The organism is Izhakiella australiensis (assembly GCF_002006995.1).
Lineage (GTDB): Bacteria > Pseudomonadota > Gammaproteobacteria > Enterobacterales > Enterobacteriaceae > Izhakiella > Izhakiella australiensis.
This window is the reverse complement of the sequence record NZ_MRUL01000001.1, coordinates 573,529-588,568: the sequence shown is the minus strand read 5'-3', so window position 1 is coordinate 588,568 and position 15,040 is coordinate 573,529. Positions and strand designations below refer to the sequence as shown.

The following is a 15,040-nucleotide window of genomic DNA, read 5'->3' as shown; positions in this document are numbered from 1 at the left end:
ACGCCTCCTTGATATTTCAGCGGCCCGCCAGCGGCCGTTTCAGCCACGGCCGACGGGAAAAATGCTGCGCTTCAAAGTGCTCAATCGCTGGCAGATAACGCAGCGTCCAGCCAATCGCATCTTCGCCGCCGGACAGTATTTCCCGTTTCAGCCCGTTAAGGGTAAAGGGCAAGCGCCGCTCGCCGGCAATAATTTCGCAGCTCTCCAGCGAGACGCTGATCACGTTACGTTGAGGATCGCCTGCCAGCTGACTTAATTCGGCAAAAGTTTGCTCATCAAGCGAGACCGTCAACACGCCGTTACGCAGGCAGTTATCGTTAAAGATACCCGCGAAGCTGGTGCCAAACAGCGCCCGAATGCCAAGCTGCTTTAACCCCCACACCGCATGTTCGCGGCTGGACCCGCAGCCGAAGTTCGCGCCGACCAGCAAAAAGGTCGCGCCCTGCCAGCCCGGCTGATTGAGAATAAAATCGGCATCCGGCTTGCCATCGGCGGTGAAACGGCGATCGAAAAACACCCCTTTATCCAGCCCCTGACGATCGATACCTTTGAGGAACTGCTTGGGCATGATCACATCGGTATCGATATCCGCCTCCAGCATCGGCGCGATTACGCCGCTGACCTGCTTAAACGCATCCATATTATTGCCCCACGCTGAGAAAATTGCGCACATCCACCAAATGTCCGGCAACCGCAGCGGCCGCCACCATCGCCGGGCTCATCAAATGGGTTCTGGCGCCGGCGCCCTGTCGGCCGGGAAAATTGCGATTAGTACCGGAGGCGCAACGGTCGCCGGGGGCCAGCACGTCCTCATTCATCGCCAGACACATTGAGCAGCCCGACTGGCGCCATTCAAAGCCTGCGTCGGCAAAGATTTGCGCCAGTCCTTCCTGCTCAGCCTGCCGCCGTACCTGGCTGGAGCCAGGTACGATAATGCCGCGCACGTGGCTGGCGATTTTTCGCCCGGCAACCACCGCCGCCGCCGCGCGCAGATCTTCAATGCGGCCATTGGTGCAGGAGCCAATAAAAGCATGGGTAATCTGAATATGTTGCAGCGGCGTGCCGGGTGTGAGTCCCATATAACGCAGCGCTTTCTCTATTGCCTGGCGTTTGATCAGGTTGGCTTCGCCCGCCGGATCGGGTACGCAGCCACCGATCGAGCAGGTTTGATCGGGGCTGATACCCCAGCTAACCTTCGGCATCAGATCGCTGCAATCAATCTCCAGCGACTTATCAAACTGGGCGTCCGGATCGCTGCGCAGCGTTTCCCAGTCGCGCAGGGCCAGCTGCCACAGTTCGCCGTCCGGCATCTGCGGCTTGCCGCGAATATAGTCATACACTTTTTCATCCGGGGCGATGAGCGCGCCACGTGCGCCCGCTTCCACCGCCATATTGCACAGCGTCATCCGCCCTTCCATGCTCAGCGCGCCGATGGTCTCGCCGGTAAACTCAATGGCATAGCCTGTCGCACCGGAGGCGCTAATCTGCTCAAGCAGCGCCAGAATGATATCTTTGGCGCTACAGGCGTAGGGCAGTTCACCGCTGACGTTAACGCGCAGGGTTTTCAGACGCTGATAAACCAGGGTCTGCGTCGCCAGCAGATGCTCTATTTCCGAAGTGCCAATACCAAACCCCAATGCGCCAAAGGCACCGTAGGTGGTGGTATGACTGTCTCCGGCGGCAATCACCATCCCCGGCATGATCAATCCCTGCTCGTGTGCTACCACATGTTCAATACCCTGACGCGGATCTAACACATCAAACAGTTCAATGCCGAAGTCAGCGGCGTTTTTACGGAAATAGTCGACCTGCAACTGGCCACCGCTATCGGTCATCAAAGCGTCACGCTGCGGGCGCGTCGGATTGACGTGATCGACGTTTAGCAGAATGGTTTGCGGGTGACGCACCTGCCGTTGGCTATCACGCAGCCCGCTAAAAGCCTGCGGACTGGTATATTCATTGAGAATTGAGCGGTCAATGTAAAGCAGCAGCTGCCCGTCATCGTCCAGTTCGCGCACCGTATGCGCCTCAAGTATTTTTTCATACAGCGTTTTAGCCGACATGCTTACCATCCCGTTGCGAAAAATAAATAAAGCGGACGCTGCCGTTGCTTACTGGCGTCATCATGCCATGAAATTTTTCCGGAAAAGGCTGACGTTATGGAAAAGCTTGCATTACGCTTCGTGCATCAAGTCGCCGGGTGTATTTTTCGAAAGCGTTAGCAATAAAAAAACCGACGCCCTGCCGGGACGCCGGTTAGATTTTTTATCATTAGCTGGGTTTTATTGTTATAAAGGTTCCTGATGAAGGACAATATTCAAACCATAATAAGCGCTAAAAGTTATTAGCCATTACACGAATGTTAACCTATTTATAATTATCTGGTTAACACAACCAAAACATGCAATGAAATTCCCCTGATGTTGTAATTATGTTATAGACTACTCAACTCAATGAAAAATATAGCAAAATTTTTCGACAAAATAATATCAAACGAGATTATGAAATGCTACCTGTGAATAATAAAAAATCACAAGAAGCGGATGCACTACTGGCTGGCATTGCACAGAACATCAATTTTCTGTTAAAGAAAAACAAACTTGACCCACAAACTCTAAGCGCACTGACCGGGCTGGGAATTGCAACGATCAATACCCTGCGGCGCGGCGTGGGTAATCCAACCATTGCGACACTCTCTGCGATTGCTGATATTTTCGGCGTTCAGGTAACCGATATTATCGCTGGCGATATTGCGAAAACTGATGAATGTGAGGAAACCATCTCAGCGATTCCTCTGGTGCGCTACGACGAGCTGGATGGCTACCTTTCTGACGCAATAAGATGTAAAGAGACCTTCACGCTCAATATTGAAAATGAACAGCAGGAGAGCCTTTTTGCCGTTGCCTTCAGCAATGGCCTGCTAGCACCGTGGTTTGATGGCAGCACCACGGCAATCGTCTCCAGAAGCGCAAACTATTGCGATAGCGACATCGTGCTAGTTAAATTAAATCGCTCTCCCTTTTTTTTCAGACAGATTTTTTTTGGCGACAGAGAGATTTACTTCACGCTGTTAGGCATTGATAGCGCAAGAAACGTGACGCTAAGTAACAACTACGCAATAGCCGGCGTTGTGATTAAAACTATCAGGGACTTAAAATAAGCAAAAAGGCCGCTATGAAAAGGATATTTCAGTTAATAAAAAAAGCGTTTAACCACCGCTACATCTATAGTTTGCAAAAATTCCCACCCATTAAGAAAGATGGCATATACATACTGAAAGAGGTAGGTTCGCATACCTGCATAAAAGCCTCGACCGAAGATATACTGCAAACGGAATTCATTTACAATATCGACCCTTACGATCTCATCTATATCATGCGTTTTGAAGAAAAGGAGCTAAAGGAGAAGCAAAAATTTCTTATCACGGAAAAAAAAAGAGATGCCAGCTTTATCATCCAGAACGGCTACTCCAGAAGACATATTGATGGAAAAGAGCTTCTTACCGACCATCACATCGTGAAAAAGATTGACCCGCAGAGCCTGGTGAAAATAGCCTATATGACAGGTTTAAAGGACGGCCGAAAAATTTCTGAGCAGATAAAGAAATCAGAGCAAGTCGGCACAGCTAAAGGACAAAACCTGAAGGTGATAAAATGATTAACAATATTGCAGAAAATAAGCGCTACCGATTCGATTCGCTATTCCTTGCGCTATCCGTAACGCTGATGATCAGCTGCGATACGCTGGTGTATAAGACCCTGTCTTTTTATGACCTGAAGATCACCTGCAGCGGTATTTTATTCTCTTTCTACTTTCTGATATCCACCGTGCAAACCGAAGTATATGGCTATCGGGAAGGTGTTTCTTGGAAAGTTCTTTTTCATTCGCTACATTATCGCCTCAATGGTGACCCAGGCCGCGCTCCTGCTTTCGGCCTATCCTATCAGCCTGTCATCAAAATATAGCTTTAATGAGTTAATCACGATTTTGATTACCACCTGGTCATATAAGGTGATCATGGCGGTTATCCTGTTGCCGGTGGGTATTGCACTGGCAGAGAAGGTGAAAAAGCTGGAGTCTGTCGACGTTTTCGACTGGAATATTTCTTACAACCCGCTGTTTACAGGGAGCAAAAAGAAATGAGGATTATTCACCTGACGGATATCCATTTAAGCAGCGGCCGGCAACAAAAGCTGCTGGGTCACGATACGTGGCAGCATTTCGATCGCTGCTTAGACGAAATAAAGCGCCTGCAGCAACGCACCCGCTGCGATCTGGTGGTGGTTTCAGGTGATATTACTCATGATGGCGAAACGGCGATTTACCGTGAATTTCTGCGTGGTATGCAGGGGCTGAACCTGCCCTGTATGGTGCTGGCCGGCAATCATGATATCCCGAAAAACTTGCAGGCGGCGCTTGACCAGATCCCCCCGGACTGGCCGATTGTTTCGCAGCAATACCAGCAGGCCGACTGGTATATTACCGCCGTTGATACCGTCGTTGAGGGGGAGGATTATGGCTTGATTAGCGCGACGAATCTGGCCCGCCTCGAAGCTCAGCTGGCCGCCAGCCAACACGACAACATCGCGTTGTTTATGCACCACCATCCGCTGGCGGTCGGTACGCCGATTGTCGATGAGTGCCGGCTGACCAATGGTGATGCGCTGCTGGCGCTATGCGTCAAATATCCGGTGAAGCTAATCGGCTGCGGCCATGCTCATACGGCAAAGGTATTTACTCATCGCGGAATCATTATTTCGGTGGCACCCGCCGTCAGCTTTCAGTGGCTGCCGGCAACCAGCGAAGTCAGTACCAGCGCGGGCTTTGGTTTTAATCTGATTGATACCGTACCTGAAATCGCCATCGCTACCTGCTTGTATTAATACAGGCTGGATTATCAGCCCCGAAGACTATAAGGTGGGTGGATAAAAATATTGCCGGAAAATAATGCGCGGTGCGACCGGATAAAGCACCGCCGGATTTATTCTTGAATGCAGGATGCAATTCAATGTCAGACAGCGACAGTCCACTGACGCCGGGCGCGGACCCGTTACTCAACTTGCGTATCGCCGTTTAGTGGATATATTGTTATGTTATAACATATCAACAGGGAAAGATTCGCCAGATGTCCGTCAACAAAAAATCGCTATGCCCGGCTTTGCTGTCGGGAATGTTTGGCTTTGCCATGTTAATCAACGCTGCCCAGGGCGCTCCGCACTACCCCCTGACCCTCGAAAACTGCGGCCATCAGGAAACCTTCAATCACCCGCCCCGCCGCGTTGTCACCCTCGGCCAGCACGAAACCGAGCTGCTGCTGGCGCTAGGTCTGGAAAAGACCATCGTTGGCACCGCCGTGTGGTTCGGCCGTCTGCCGCCGGATCTGCAATCGCGCGGCAAAGGGCTGAAGAAGCTGGCCAACAACGCCCCGGGCTTTGAAGCGGTGGCGGCGCAAAATCCCGAACTGGTTCTCGCGCAATATAGCTGGCACCTGGGGCCGCAGGGCGAAGTCGCCACCAGAGAGCAGTTTGAAGATCTTGGCATCAGAACCTGGATTTCACCCGCCGACTGCATTGGCAAATCGGTCGCCAACAGCTCCAATGCGGATGGCGCCCGGACGGTGCCATTTTCAATCGATTATATTCAGCGGGAAATTAGCGAGCTGGCGCGCATATTTAACGTTGAAGCACGCGGCGCAGCCCTGAATGAAGCGCTGGCCGGGCGCATTGCAACCGCACGTAAGCGGGTTAAACACCAAAATACAGCGCCGCTTAAAGTGATGTTCTGGTTTTCCAGCAGCCGGCTGAATGGCGATCCCTGGGTCGCAGGAAGCGATGGCGCGCCGGGCTGGATAAGCCAAACCCTGGGGCTGCAAAATATCATCAACTCCCATGATGAATGGCCGGCGGTCAGTTGGGAGCACATCGTGCGCTCACAGCCGGACATCATCGTTATTGCCGCTATGGATCGCCGTCTGTACCCGGCGGACGATGTCGCGGCTAAACAGCGTTTTCTCCTCAGCGATCCGGTAACCAGCCAGATGCCGGCGGTGAAAAAAGGCCATATTGTGATAGTGCCTGCCATGTCGCTTAATCCGTCATTACGCAACGTCGATGCCATTGAGCTTATCAGCCAGCAGATAGCGGCCTTTGCAGAAAAATCATGAAGGGCGCAGTGACTCACTCGGGAAACGGCTGGCCGATCGTCCTGCCCGGACTGCTTGGCCTGCCGCTGATGATGGTGCTTGCTGCCGCCAATGGCGACATGCCGGTGCCCTTTGCTCACGCCGCGATGGCGCTGGCTAACGGCCTTGGATTGGCAGATTACCGCCTGCCGCCGGTTGAGGAAGGCATCGTCTGGCAATATCGCATGAGCCGCGCGCTGATGGCGGCCTGCAGCGGCGGCGGCCTTGCCCTGTGCGGATTGGTGTTGCAGGCCCTGCTGCGCAATGCGCTGGCCGAACCTTACCTGCTGGGTATCTCCGCCGGCGCCTCCACCGGTGCGGTGCTGGTGATGTTAGTGGGCATTGGCGGTGGCCTTCTGAGCGTCAGTGCCGGCGCATTTATCGGTGCCTGCGGCGCGTTTGCACTGATTATGCTACTTGCCAGAGGAATGCGCGACGGCGCCGCGCGCATCATCCTCGCCGGAATTGCCGGTACCCAGCTGTTCAATGCCCTCACCGCCTGCGTTGTCAGCATCTCAGCCAATGCCGAGCAGTCGCGCAGCGTCATGTTCTGGCTGCTGGGCAGCCTGAGCGGCGTGCGCTGGCCCGACGCGCTGCTGGCACTGGCGGTTACGCTAAGCGGCCTGCTGATCGCTCTTAGCTTCGCCCGCTCGCTGGACACCCTCACCTTCGGCGAGGACATTTCGGCAACCCTTGGCACCCGCGTGCAGTTTGTGCGCATTGGCCTGCTGCTGCTGACCGCGCTGCAAACCGCGGTTATCGTCAGCATCATCGGCGCGGTAGGCTTTGTCGGGCTGGTTATTCCCCACGTGACGCGCATGTTCTCCGGCCCCAGCCATCTGGTTTCCATTCCGGTCTGTTTTATTATCGGCGCCCATTTCATGATGCTGGCCGATCTGCTGTCGCGCACGCTGATAACGCACCAGGTGATACCAATCGGCGTGGTCACCGCACTGGTCGGCGCGCCCGTTTTTTGCCTTATTCTTTATCGTTCCCGCGGGAAAAAATGATGAAAATTTCGGTTAACAATCTGTCCGTGGCACTTCAGAAACGACAAATTTTGCACCAGATCTGCTTTGCATCCGACGCCAGGCAAACCACCGGTTTGCTCGGTCCGAACGGCTCGGGAAAATCCACCCTGCTGAAGTGCCTGGCAGGCTTGCTCCCCGGCGGCGGCCAGAGCGTGATGTTAAACGATACGCTGCTGATGAATATAGGTCAGCGCGCCCGCGCTCGCCGGCTGGCATTTGTCGGCCAGCACGCGGAAACCGAGGACAACCTGCGCGTAGAGGATATCGTCCGACTGGGGCGCACGCCGCACCGTGGTTCCTTTTCCCTCTGGAGCCTGCAGGACCAGATGGCCGTTGACGAGGCCATTGAGCAGACCCATTTGCAGGCACTGGCAGACCGCAGCTGGCATCAGCTATCCGGCGGCGAACGCCAGCGCTGCCAGATAGCCAGAGCGCTGGCACAGAAACCTGAAATTCTGCTGCTTGATGAACCAACAAACCATCTGGACATTCAGTATCAGTTAGAGCTGATGCAGTTAATCAGCGAACTGCCGGTAACGGTGATAATCGCGCTGCACGACCTCAACCTGGCCGCTAATTTTTGCCAGCAGTTGGTAATACTCAAGACCGGAAAAGTAGAAGCTTGCGGATCGCCAGAGCGCGTTCTGACGCCGGCGCTCATCAAATCGACATGGAATATCAACGCTACGGTAAACGGAGCGGCGGAGGGAAATATGCACATTCAGTTTAATTATAGCCAACGCCATCCGCTGTACAGCCAGCATGAACCGGCAGCCTGACATTGCCGGGAGCGCTGTCGAGGTTATTACTTTACTCGTCTCATTTTTTAATTATTAACCGGCAACAAAGAGAGAAATTTTTAATATCTTTGACGTGATAAGAATCACACTGAAATATTCACCGCCATTCAATAAAGACAGCGCGTTAATTAACCAGGAACAATCTTACTTTATTTAACCCCCGACGCTTAATAAAAAGTCGTGCATTGTACAATAAATTCTAACTATGGTTCTTTCCGGATACAGATCACAATTTCACAGCATATTCACAGTATTTTAACCCTTACAGCTTCTGCACCGTCGGGCAAAGGGAAATGGGTACTGAGATGATTGCAGGCAGATTGACGCTGATAACCGGTACAGGCGCAGCACAGCGGCCAACCATTACTGGCGATGGTGATAACTGCCTGGTTGCCAGCAAGGTCAGATAAACCGGCAAGTGAGCCACCCCTTTAGCTTAATGAATTCAGTAACAGGAGTTACAGATGATTGATTATTTTCGTCGCGCAATAGAAGAAAACTTACCCTGGCTTTCTTCTTTTGGCGCCGATCCCACCGGCGGTCTGACGCGTTTACTTTATTCTACCGAGTGGCTGGCCGCACAGCAGGCATTAAAACTGCGCATGGAGCAGAGTGGGCTGGAAACCCGATTCGATCAGGTAGGTAATCTCTATGGCCGACTGGAAGGCAGCCGCTTCCCGCAGCAGGTTATTCTTAGCGGCTCGCATATCGACAGCGTCGTCAACGGTGGCAACCTCGATGGTCAATTCGGCGTGCTGGCGGCCTGGCTTGCCATCAGCTGGTTAAAGCAGACCTACGGGCAGCCGCTGCGCTCGCTGGAAGTGGTCGCGATGGCCGAAGAAGAAGGCAGCCGCTTTCCCTATGCCTGCTGGGGAAGTAAAAATATCGTCGGTATCGCCAACCCGGCAGACGTAGCGACCATTCGTGACGCTCAGGGCATTGGTTTTGTCGAGGCGATGAACGCCTGCGGTTTCAGCTTGCCAGCTGCGCCGCTGGCGGCGCGTGAAGATATCAAAGCCTTCGTTGAGCTGCATATTGAGCAGGGTAAAGTGCTGGAGACCAACCAGCAGTCGATCGGCGTTGTTGAGGCTATCGTTGGCCAGCGCCGGTATACCGTTACCCTGAACGGGGAATCCAATCACGCTGGCACCACGCCAATGAATTATCGCCGTGACACTCTCTATGCCTTCAGCCGTATTTGCTGCGAATCCATCGCGAAAGCGAAAGCTCACGGCGATCCGCTGGTGCTGACCTTCGGCAAAGTTGAGCCACACCCCGGTACCGTCAACGTGGTACCCGGAAAAACGGTTTTCACCATTGATTGTCGCCATACCGATGCCGTTGAACTGCATGCATTCAGCGAAGTGCTGGAAGCCGATATGCGCCGCATCTGTCAGGAGTCAGACATCGACATCGCCATCGATCTGTGGATGGACGAAGCGCCGGCGCCAATGGATAAGCGGCTGGTCAAACAGCTTACCTCTCTGTGTGAAACGCAGGGGCTTAGCTTTCGTCACATGCCCAGCGGCGCCGGGCACGATGCACAGATTTTTGCTCCCCACGTGCCGACCTGCATGATTTTTATACCAAGCATCAAAGGCATCAGCCACAACCCGGCAGAAAGCACCCACCCCGAAGATCTGGCGCAGGGCGTCAGAACACTCGCATTAATGTTGTATCAACTCGCCTGGACTGAATAAGGAAAGAGCAATGGGATATTTGAATAACGTCGTTGGCTATCGCGATGATCTACTGGCCAGCCGTTCGATTGTACGCCACGGCAACTACGCCATCTTAACGCCTGACGGTCTGGTCAGGAATAGCGTTCCGGGTTTTGAAAACTGCGATGTCACCATCTTATCAACGCCAAAAATCGGTGCGTCCTTCGTCGACTATCTGGTCACGCTACGCCAGAACGGCGGCAACCTGCAGGGATTCGGCGGCGACGGTATTGAAACCTTCCTCTACGTTATCGAAGGTAACGTAACGGCGCAGGCGGCGGGCAAATCCTTTCATCTCGCCCAGGGCGGCTACCTTTATGCCACGCCCGATGAGCCAATGACGTTTATGAACAACCAGCCCGCCGATAGCAAAGTTTTTCTCTATAAACGCCGCTATAGCCCGGCGGGAAACCTGACACCGCATATCGTCAGCGGCAATGCCAGGCAGCTTGAACACATTCATTATGAAGGTATGGACGACGTTACCCTGGTCGACTTCCTGCCCAAAGATCCCGCGTTTGATTTCAATATGCACATCCTGACCTTCGAACCGGGCGCCAGCCACGGGTATGTCGAAACCCACGTGCAGGAACACGGCGCCTACATTCTTTCCGGCCAGGGCATGTATAACCTGGATAATCACTGGGTACCGGTCAAAAAAGACGATTATATTTTTATGGGCGCATATGCCCTGCAGGCAGGTTACGGAGTCGGTCGCGGCGAGGCCTTCAGCTATATCTATTCAAAAGACTGCAACCGCGACGTTGAACTTTAAACGGTGTCCTTGAAAACCCGGAACGTCTGAAATCCGGGTTATCCTTTAGCTATGTTGGATTTGCCACGGTGAAAACCGTGGCTTTTTTTTATTTGCCTCAGACGCCGGAACCCTGGCTGAGCTTAATGGTGCTGGCGATATTCCGCGCGCAGCGGTAAAGATTTTGCTCGCCGCTGGCCAGCACTTCAGGTAGCGGAGCCAGCGCCGGCAGGATGCTGAACAGCGCGTCGAAGCCATGCTGATGCAGGTCCTCAACCCCATCCCCCAATACGCCGGCAATGCCGATCACCGCAACCTGGTGCTTTTTAGCCATGCGGGCAACCCCTAACGGCGCTTTGCCACCGCTGGTTTGCGCATCCATTCGGCCTTCGCCGGTGATCACCAGATCGGCTCCCTGCAAAGCCTCTTCCAGCCGCAATGCCGTAATAACAATTTCGATGCCCGGCTTCAGCGTGGCATGGAGAAATATCCGCGCTGCTGCGCCCATGCCGCCTGCCGCGCCGCTGCCGGCCAGCTGGTCAATATCCTGTCCGGTACACATATGCACCACCCGGGCGTAGTTTTGCAACCCCTGCTCCAGCACGCCGACCATTTCTGCATCGGCACCTTTCTGCGGCGCAAAAACCGCCGCCGCGCCGCGCGGCCCGGTCAGCGGGTTATCGACGTCGCAGGCTACCTCAATCAGGCAATCAGCAAGGCGCGTATCCAGCCCGGAGAGATCGATTTTTGCCAGCCGCGTCAACCCGCCACCGCCAAAGCCGAGGCTGCGACCTTCATCATCGACGAAGCGGGCGCCTAAGGCCTGCGCCATGCCCATGCCGCCGTCAACCGTCGCGCTTCCGCCTATCCCCAAAATAATATGGCGGATACCGGCATCAAGCGCATGGCCGATCAGCTCGCCCGTGCCATAACTGGTGGTAAGCAGCGGATTGCGTTCAGCGTCCGCCACCAGCATCAAGCCGCTGGCGGCAGCCATTTCAATAAATGCAGTCTTTCCATCGCCGCTGCGCCCGTAAAATGCCGCTACCGGCTTACCTGAAGGCCCGATCACCTGCTGATGAATTAGCGTTCCACCGGTGGCGGCAACCAGCGCCTCGACGGTGCCTTCCCCACCGTCGGCAACCGGCAGGCACAAGCATTCCGCCTGCGGAAAGACCGACAGGAATCCCGCTTTAATCGTCCGGGCACACTTATCGGCGCTCAGGCTTTCTTTAAAGGAGTCCGGGGCAATAACGATTTTCATTGTCGCGCCTTGTTTAATCATAATTTGCTATACCTTCAGACAATAAAAAACGCCCGTTGGCTAACGGGCGCAAGGGAGAATTACTGCTGCTGATTCTTGAGAATAAACCTGCCGGTCGGCGCCGGTGCAAAGCCTTGCTCAAGGTCATAAATCACTTCGCCACGCAGAATGGTTCTGGCAATGCGCGCGCCGACGGTCCAGCCAACGTAAGGGCTGACTTTATGGCGATACTCCAGATCCTCCGCCTGCAGCACGTAGCTGCTATCAGGCTGAATAAACACCAGGTCGGCGTCTTTCCCCGGCGCGATCCGCCCTTTATGGGTTAAGCCGAAGATATCCGCCGCGTTGGTCGACATCAGCCTGGCAAACTGCGCCAGCGGCATACCGCGTTTTTGCACCGCAGCGTCGAACATCATATCCATGCTGCTTTGCAGGCCGGCAATGCCTCCCCACGCCTGCATGATGTCACCCTCTTTCATTTCCGGTGGACAGGGCGAGTGGTCAGAGACGATACAATCGATTTCACCGTTAAACAGCTTATCCCACAGGCCTTGCTGATTTTTCGCATCGCGGATCGGCGGCGAACATTTCGCCAGAGTCCCGATTTCAGCAAAGCGGTCGGTATCCATCAGGAAGTAATGCGGGCAGGATTCGCAGGTAACCGCCTGGCCTTCACGGCGGGCGCGAGTCACTTCATCAACCCCTTCCGGGCTGCTGACGTGGCAGATATGCAAACGGCAACCCGCCACTTTCGCCAGATAAATCACCCGCCGGATGGCTTCAACTTCGGTAAATACCGGCCGGGACGCCACGTAATCATGGGCGGTTAGCCGCCCTTGCTGGCGGGCTTTATCCCCCAGGCCATCGCAAATAAGCGCGTTCTCGCAGTGAACCAGTAAAGTATGACCCATCTCCGCCAGCTGTTCGGCGCCGGCGTAAAACTGCCAGTCATTGACTTCGCGAAAATCATTGTCGATGCCGCGATCGCCGCAGGTTGCAACAAAACACTTAAAGCCGATAACGCCCGCTTCATCCAGTTCATGCAACCGGTCGAGGTTATAAGGCACCAGACCGCCGTACATGCCAACATCGACGGAAAGTTTGCCTTTAGCCGCATCGAACTTCAGCTCCACCGTTTTGCGATCGACCGTAGCCGGTAGCTGGTTGAGCGGCATTTCAACCATGGTGGTAATGCCGCCTTTCGCCGCTGCGCGCGTGGCAGTGGCGTATCCCTCCCAGTGGGTACGACCCGGCTCGGAAATATGGGTGTGCGAATCCACCATTCCCGGAGCAATAATCAAACCGTTGGCATCCATAACCTTACGCGCGTCCCCCAAATTTTCGCCTATTGCGGCAATTTTCCCTGCGTTAACCGCAATATCGATAACCCGGGCTTCATCTTCTAAAATGACGGTGCCATTTTTGATAATCAGATCGTATGACATGTTAATTCTCCTGGAGTGAGTACAGAGTTTCTTCATCCTCATCCTTGAGATAAAACATCCTGATGTAGGGTTAATAACTTCGATTGGTCGCACTGGATCTGGCCGAACTTTGTAGCGGACTTTTTCTTTTCAGCAGCGCGTAAGCGGAAAAGGCAAAAATGACCCCGACGAACCAGGATAGGCGGGATAGCGGTTCGAGTTGTGGAATCAAATGGCCGCACAGAGAAACAATAACGGCAACCAGAGTGACGGAGAATGCAGTTGGATTAAATGCATTATCGCAACGTTTCTTACTGTGCATTTCGGTATAAAGTTCATCGAGATTAATCTGGCAGCGCAGCACGATAAAATAGTGCGCCATCATTACCCCAATGACTGGCCCTAATATTCCGCCGATAATATCCAGGAAAAGATAGATGCTGTTCTGATTCTCCATCAGTTTCCAGGGGCAAATTAATACGCTAATAATGCTGGCAATTAAGACGCCGCTCTTGTAATTAAGCTTACTGGGCGCCAGCGCCACGATCTGATAGCCCGCCGGGATGATATTCCCGGTGGCGTTGGTTGAGATAGTGGTCATCAGAATCACCAGGATAGCGAAAAAGGCGGCGAACATGCTGTCCCACTTTTGTACTATATCCAGAACGTTCCAGGTATCAGCGCCATAATGGATACTGGCGCCGGCGATAATACAAACGCCGGCCACGGCAAACAGCGCATAAGCCACCAGTAATCCCAGGGTTTGCCCCAGTGCCAGCCCGCGAAACGAATGCGAATTTTGCGTAAAATCAGAGGCGCTTACCGCCGGTGCGGCCCACACCGCCACGACGGCATTCATCACCACCAGGAAAAAAAAGCCGCTGTGCTGCGCTTTGTCGACGCCTTTCGGAATATAATCAAGGATCGGCCCGATCCCAACCAGTGAAATCGCCCAGACAGCCATACCGCCAAAAACGATATAAATGCAGGGATTCAGAATAGCAGTAAACTTATTTAAAACTTTTCCGCCGCCTAACCCGATAGAAACGTTTAACATCCAAAAGATGATAAAAGCAATTAACCCCGGAAGCGAAAGGCCTAACAGTTTAAAATCACCGCCCAGCGTCAGAAAGGCTGGCCATATTTTTCCCAACAGTATCAGGAACGCCAGCGATCCGGCATAGCATTGTAAACCAAACCACATGATAGCGGCGATGCCGCCTCTCAATAAGCCGGGCAACAACGCGCCACGCACGCCATAAGAAGCACGTAGCAGCATGGAAAACGGTACGCCATATTTACTGCCCGCCGCGCCGTTTAATATCATCACCAGCGCGATAACAAAAGCGCTCATTATAATGGCCATCAGAATACTTAAGCTTGACAGTCCAAGAATAAAAAAGCCGCCGACCATGACATAATTAGGAACATTATGTACCGATCCCATCCATAACGTGAAGTAATTAAAAGTTTTCCAGTTCCTCTGAGACTCTTCCTTTGGTAATAGATCTTCACTATAACCGCGTTGACGATATAACGTTCTATGTTGTTCCATAAACCCCTCTTCACACGTATCGGATTACGTTTCTACAGATTTAGCCATGAGGAACAATTAACATTGTTTTAATTTATATTGTTTTTATTTAATTATATAAATCGCGTAATTCCTTTATGCGGAATAAAAGTCAAAAACATCCATAACAATCAGTCGGTAAGTAATCACACAACTGATTTTTTTCGTCCCGTTTGGTTATAAATGCCAGCAGCAAGTCAATTTCACCATAAAAATAACACGCTGATAAATTAACATTACTGCCGACTTTGTGCGGATATTGCCAACTTCATATAAAGCACAATAACAGCGT

At 53.1% G+C, this 15,040-nt stretch carries 14 protein-coding genes; 9 read left to right on the top strand and 5 right to left on the bottom strand.

The window, feature by feature from the left end:
• Nucleotides 1-16: 16 nt before the first annotated feature.
• Together leuD and leuC are read right to left on the bottom strand one after the other, a co-directional pair.
• Entirely contained in the window at nucleotides 17-640 is a 624-nt protein-coding gene (gene leuD, locus BTJ39_RS02630; protein ID WP_078001097.1) for a 3-isopropylmalate dehydratase small subunit, read from the bottom strand.
• A 1-nt stretch (nucleotide 641) separates the two neighbouring features.
• Nucleotides 642-2,063 carry a 3-isopropylmalate dehydratase large subunit gene (gene leuC, locus BTJ39_RS02625; RefSeq protein ID WP_078001096.1) on the bottom strand — a complete coding sequence of 474 codons (1,422 nt, stop codon included), beginning with the start codon at nucleotides 2,061-2,063 and terminating at the stop codon, nucleotides 642-644.
• A gap of 452 nt (nucleotides 2,064-2,515) precedes the next feature.
• Between leuC and BTJ39_RS02615 the strand changes: the two genes are divergently transcribed.
• The 9 genes from BTJ39_RS02615 to allE all read left to right on the top strand — a co-directional run bounded on the left by BTJ39_RS02615 (nucleotide 2,516) and on the right by allE (nucleotide 10,508).
• Nucleotides 2,516-3,160: a helix-turn-helix domain-containing protein gene (locus BTJ39_RS02615; protein WP_241825853.1), complete on the top strand. Its 645-nt coding sequence runs from the start codon at nucleotides 2,516-2,518 to the stop codon at nucleotides 3,158-3,160.
• Between the two features lie 14 nt (nucleotides 3,161-3,174).
• On the top strand, nucleotides 3,175-3,657 hold the full coding sequence (locus tag BTJ39_RS02610) for a hypothetical protein (protein ID WP_078001093.1): 483 nt from the start codon (nucleotides 3,175-3,177) through the stop codon (nucleotides 3,655-3,657).
• A gap of 186 nt (nucleotides 3,658-3,843) precedes the next feature.
• Complete coding sequence (locus BTJ39_RS24485) at nucleotides 3,844-4,143, top strand: 7-cyano-7-deazaguanine/7-aminomethyl-7-deazaguanine transporter (RefSeq protein ID WP_139356297.1); 300 nt, start codon at nucleotides 3,844-3,846, stop codon at nucleotides 4,141-4,143.
• On the top strand, nucleotides 4,140-4,883 hold the full coding sequence (locus BTJ39_RS02600) for a metallophosphoesterase (RefSeq protein ID WP_078001091.1): 744 nt from the start codon (nucleotides 4,140-4,142) through the stop codon (nucleotides 4,881-4,883). The genes BTJ39_RS24485 and BTJ39_RS02600 overlap by 4 nt, the downstream gene beginning before the upstream one ends.
• A 242-nt stretch (nucleotides 4,884-5,125) precedes the next feature.
• A complete protein-coding gene (locus tag BTJ39_RS02595) occupies nucleotides 5,126-6,163 on the top strand; it encodes an ABC transporter substrate-binding protein (RefSeq protein ID WP_078001090.1) in 1,038 nt (345 codons plus the stop codon).
• The gene (locus BTJ39_RS02590) at nucleotides 6,160-7,191 is read left to right on the top strand and encodes a FecCD family ABC transporter permease (protein WP_078001089.1); all 1,032 of its coding nucleotides are present in this window, start codon (nucleotides 6,160-6,162) and stop codon (nucleotides 7,189-7,191) included. The genes BTJ39_RS02595 and BTJ39_RS02590 overlap by 4 nt, the downstream gene beginning before the upstream one ends.
• Nucleotides 7,188-7,991 (top strand): ABC transporter ATP-binding protein, encoded by an 804-nt coding sequence (locus BTJ39_RS02585; protein ID WP_241825852.1) that lies wholly within the window; start codon nucleotides 7,188-7,190, stop codon nucleotides 7,989-7,991. The genes BTJ39_RS02590 and BTJ39_RS02585 overlap by 4 nt, the downstream gene beginning before the upstream one ends.
• Before the next feature lie 485 nt (nucleotides 7,992-8,476).
• On the top strand, nucleotides 8,477-9,712 hold the full coding sequence (allC, locus tag BTJ39_RS02580) for an allantoate deiminase (protein ID WP_078001087.1): 1,236 nt from the start codon (nucleotides 8,477-8,479) through the stop codon (nucleotides 9,710-9,712).
• 10 nt (nucleotides 9,713-9,722) lie between these two features.
• Nucleotides 9,723-10,508 (top strand): (S)-ureidoglycine aminohydrolase, encoded by a 786-nt coding sequence (allE, locus tag BTJ39_RS02575; RefSeq protein ID WP_078001086.1) that lies wholly within the window; start codon nucleotides 9,723-9,725, stop codon nucleotides 10,506-10,508.
• A gap of 97 nt (nucleotides 10,509-10,605) precedes the next feature.
• Here allE and glxK read toward each other — a convergent pair whose 3' ends face one another.
• The 3 genes from glxK to BTJ39_RS02560 form a co-directional block, all read right to left on the bottom strand.
• Nucleotides 10,606-11,751: a glycerate 3-kinase gene (glxK, locus tag BTJ39_RS02570; protein WP_078001250.1), complete on the bottom strand. Its 1,146-nt coding sequence runs from the start codon at nucleotides 11,749-11,751 to the stop codon at nucleotides 10,606-10,608.
• Nucleotides 11,752-11,831: 80 nt separating this feature from the next.
• The gene (allB, locus tag BTJ39_RS02565; protein ID WP_078001085.1) at nucleotides 11,832-13,196 is read right to left on the bottom strand and encodes an allantoinase AllB; all 1,365 of its coding nucleotides are present in this window, start codon (nucleotides 13,194-13,196) and stop codon (nucleotides 11,832-11,834) included.
• Nucleotides 13,197-13,266: 70 nt separating this feature from the next.
• Complete coding sequence (locus BTJ39_RS02560) at nucleotides 13,267-14,730, bottom strand: allantoin transporter (RefSeq protein ID WP_078001084.1); 1,464 nt, start codon at nucleotides 14,728-14,730, stop codon at nucleotides 13,267-13,269.
• Nucleotides 14,731-15,040 lie beyond the last annotated feature (310 nt).

What these genes read in the sequence shown, in the direction of transcription:
- BTJ39_RS02600 (WP_078001091.1), top strand. Translation starts at nt 4,140, where the DNA reads ATGAGGATTATTCACCTGACGGATATCCATTTAAGCAGCGGCCGGCAA.
- glxK (WP_078001250.1), bottom strand. Translation starts at nt 11,751, where the DNA reads ATGAAAATCGTTATTGCCCCGGACTCCTTTAAAGAAAGCCTGAGCGCC.
- BTJ39_RS02560 (WP_078001084.1), bottom strand. Translation starts at nt 14,730, where the DNA reads ATGGAACAACATAGAACGTTATATCGTCAACGCGGTTATAGTGAAGAT.
- BTJ39_RS24485 (WP_139356297.1), top strand. Translation starts at nt 3,844, where the DNA reads ATGGCTATCGGGAAGGTGTTTCTTGGAAAGTTCTTTTTCATTCGCTAC.
- allC (WP_078001087.1), top strand. Translation starts at nt 8,477, where the DNA reads ATGATTGATTATTTTCGTCGCGCAATAGAAGAAAACTTACCCTGGCTT.
- BTJ39_RS02610 (WP_078001093.1), top strand. Translation starts at nt 3,175, where the DNA reads ATGAAAAGGATATTTCAGTTAATAAAAAAAGCGTTTAACCACCGCTAC.
- leuC (WP_078001096.1), bottom strand. Translation starts at nt 2,063, where the DNA reads ATGTCGGCTAAAACGCTGTATGAAAAAATACTTGAGGCGCATACGGTG.
- leuD (WP_078001097.1), bottom strand. Translation starts at nt 640, where the DNA reads ATGGATGCGTTTAAGCAGGTCAGCGGCGTAATCGCGCCGATGCTGGAG.
- BTJ39_RS02590 (WP_078001089.1), top strand. Translation starts at nt 6,160, where the DNA reads ATGAAGGGCGCAGTGACTCACTCGGGAAACGGCTGGCCGATCGTCCTG.
- allB (WP_078001085.1), bottom strand. Translation starts at nt 13,196, where the DNA reads ATGTCATACGATCTGATTATCAAAAATGGCACCGTCATTTTAGAAGAT.
- BTJ39_RS02585 (WP_241825852.1), top strand. Translation starts at nt 7,188, where the DNA reads ATGATGAAAATTTCGGTTAACAATCTGTCCGTGGCACTTCAGAAACGA.
- allE (WP_078001086.1), top strand. Translation starts at nt 9,723, where the DNA reads ATGGGATATTTGAATAACGTCGTTGGCTATCGCGATGATCTACTGGCC.
- BTJ39_RS02595 (WP_078001090.1), top strand. Translation starts at nt 5,126, where the DNA reads ATGTCCGTCAACAAAAAATCGCTATGCCCGGCTTTGCTGTCGGGAATG.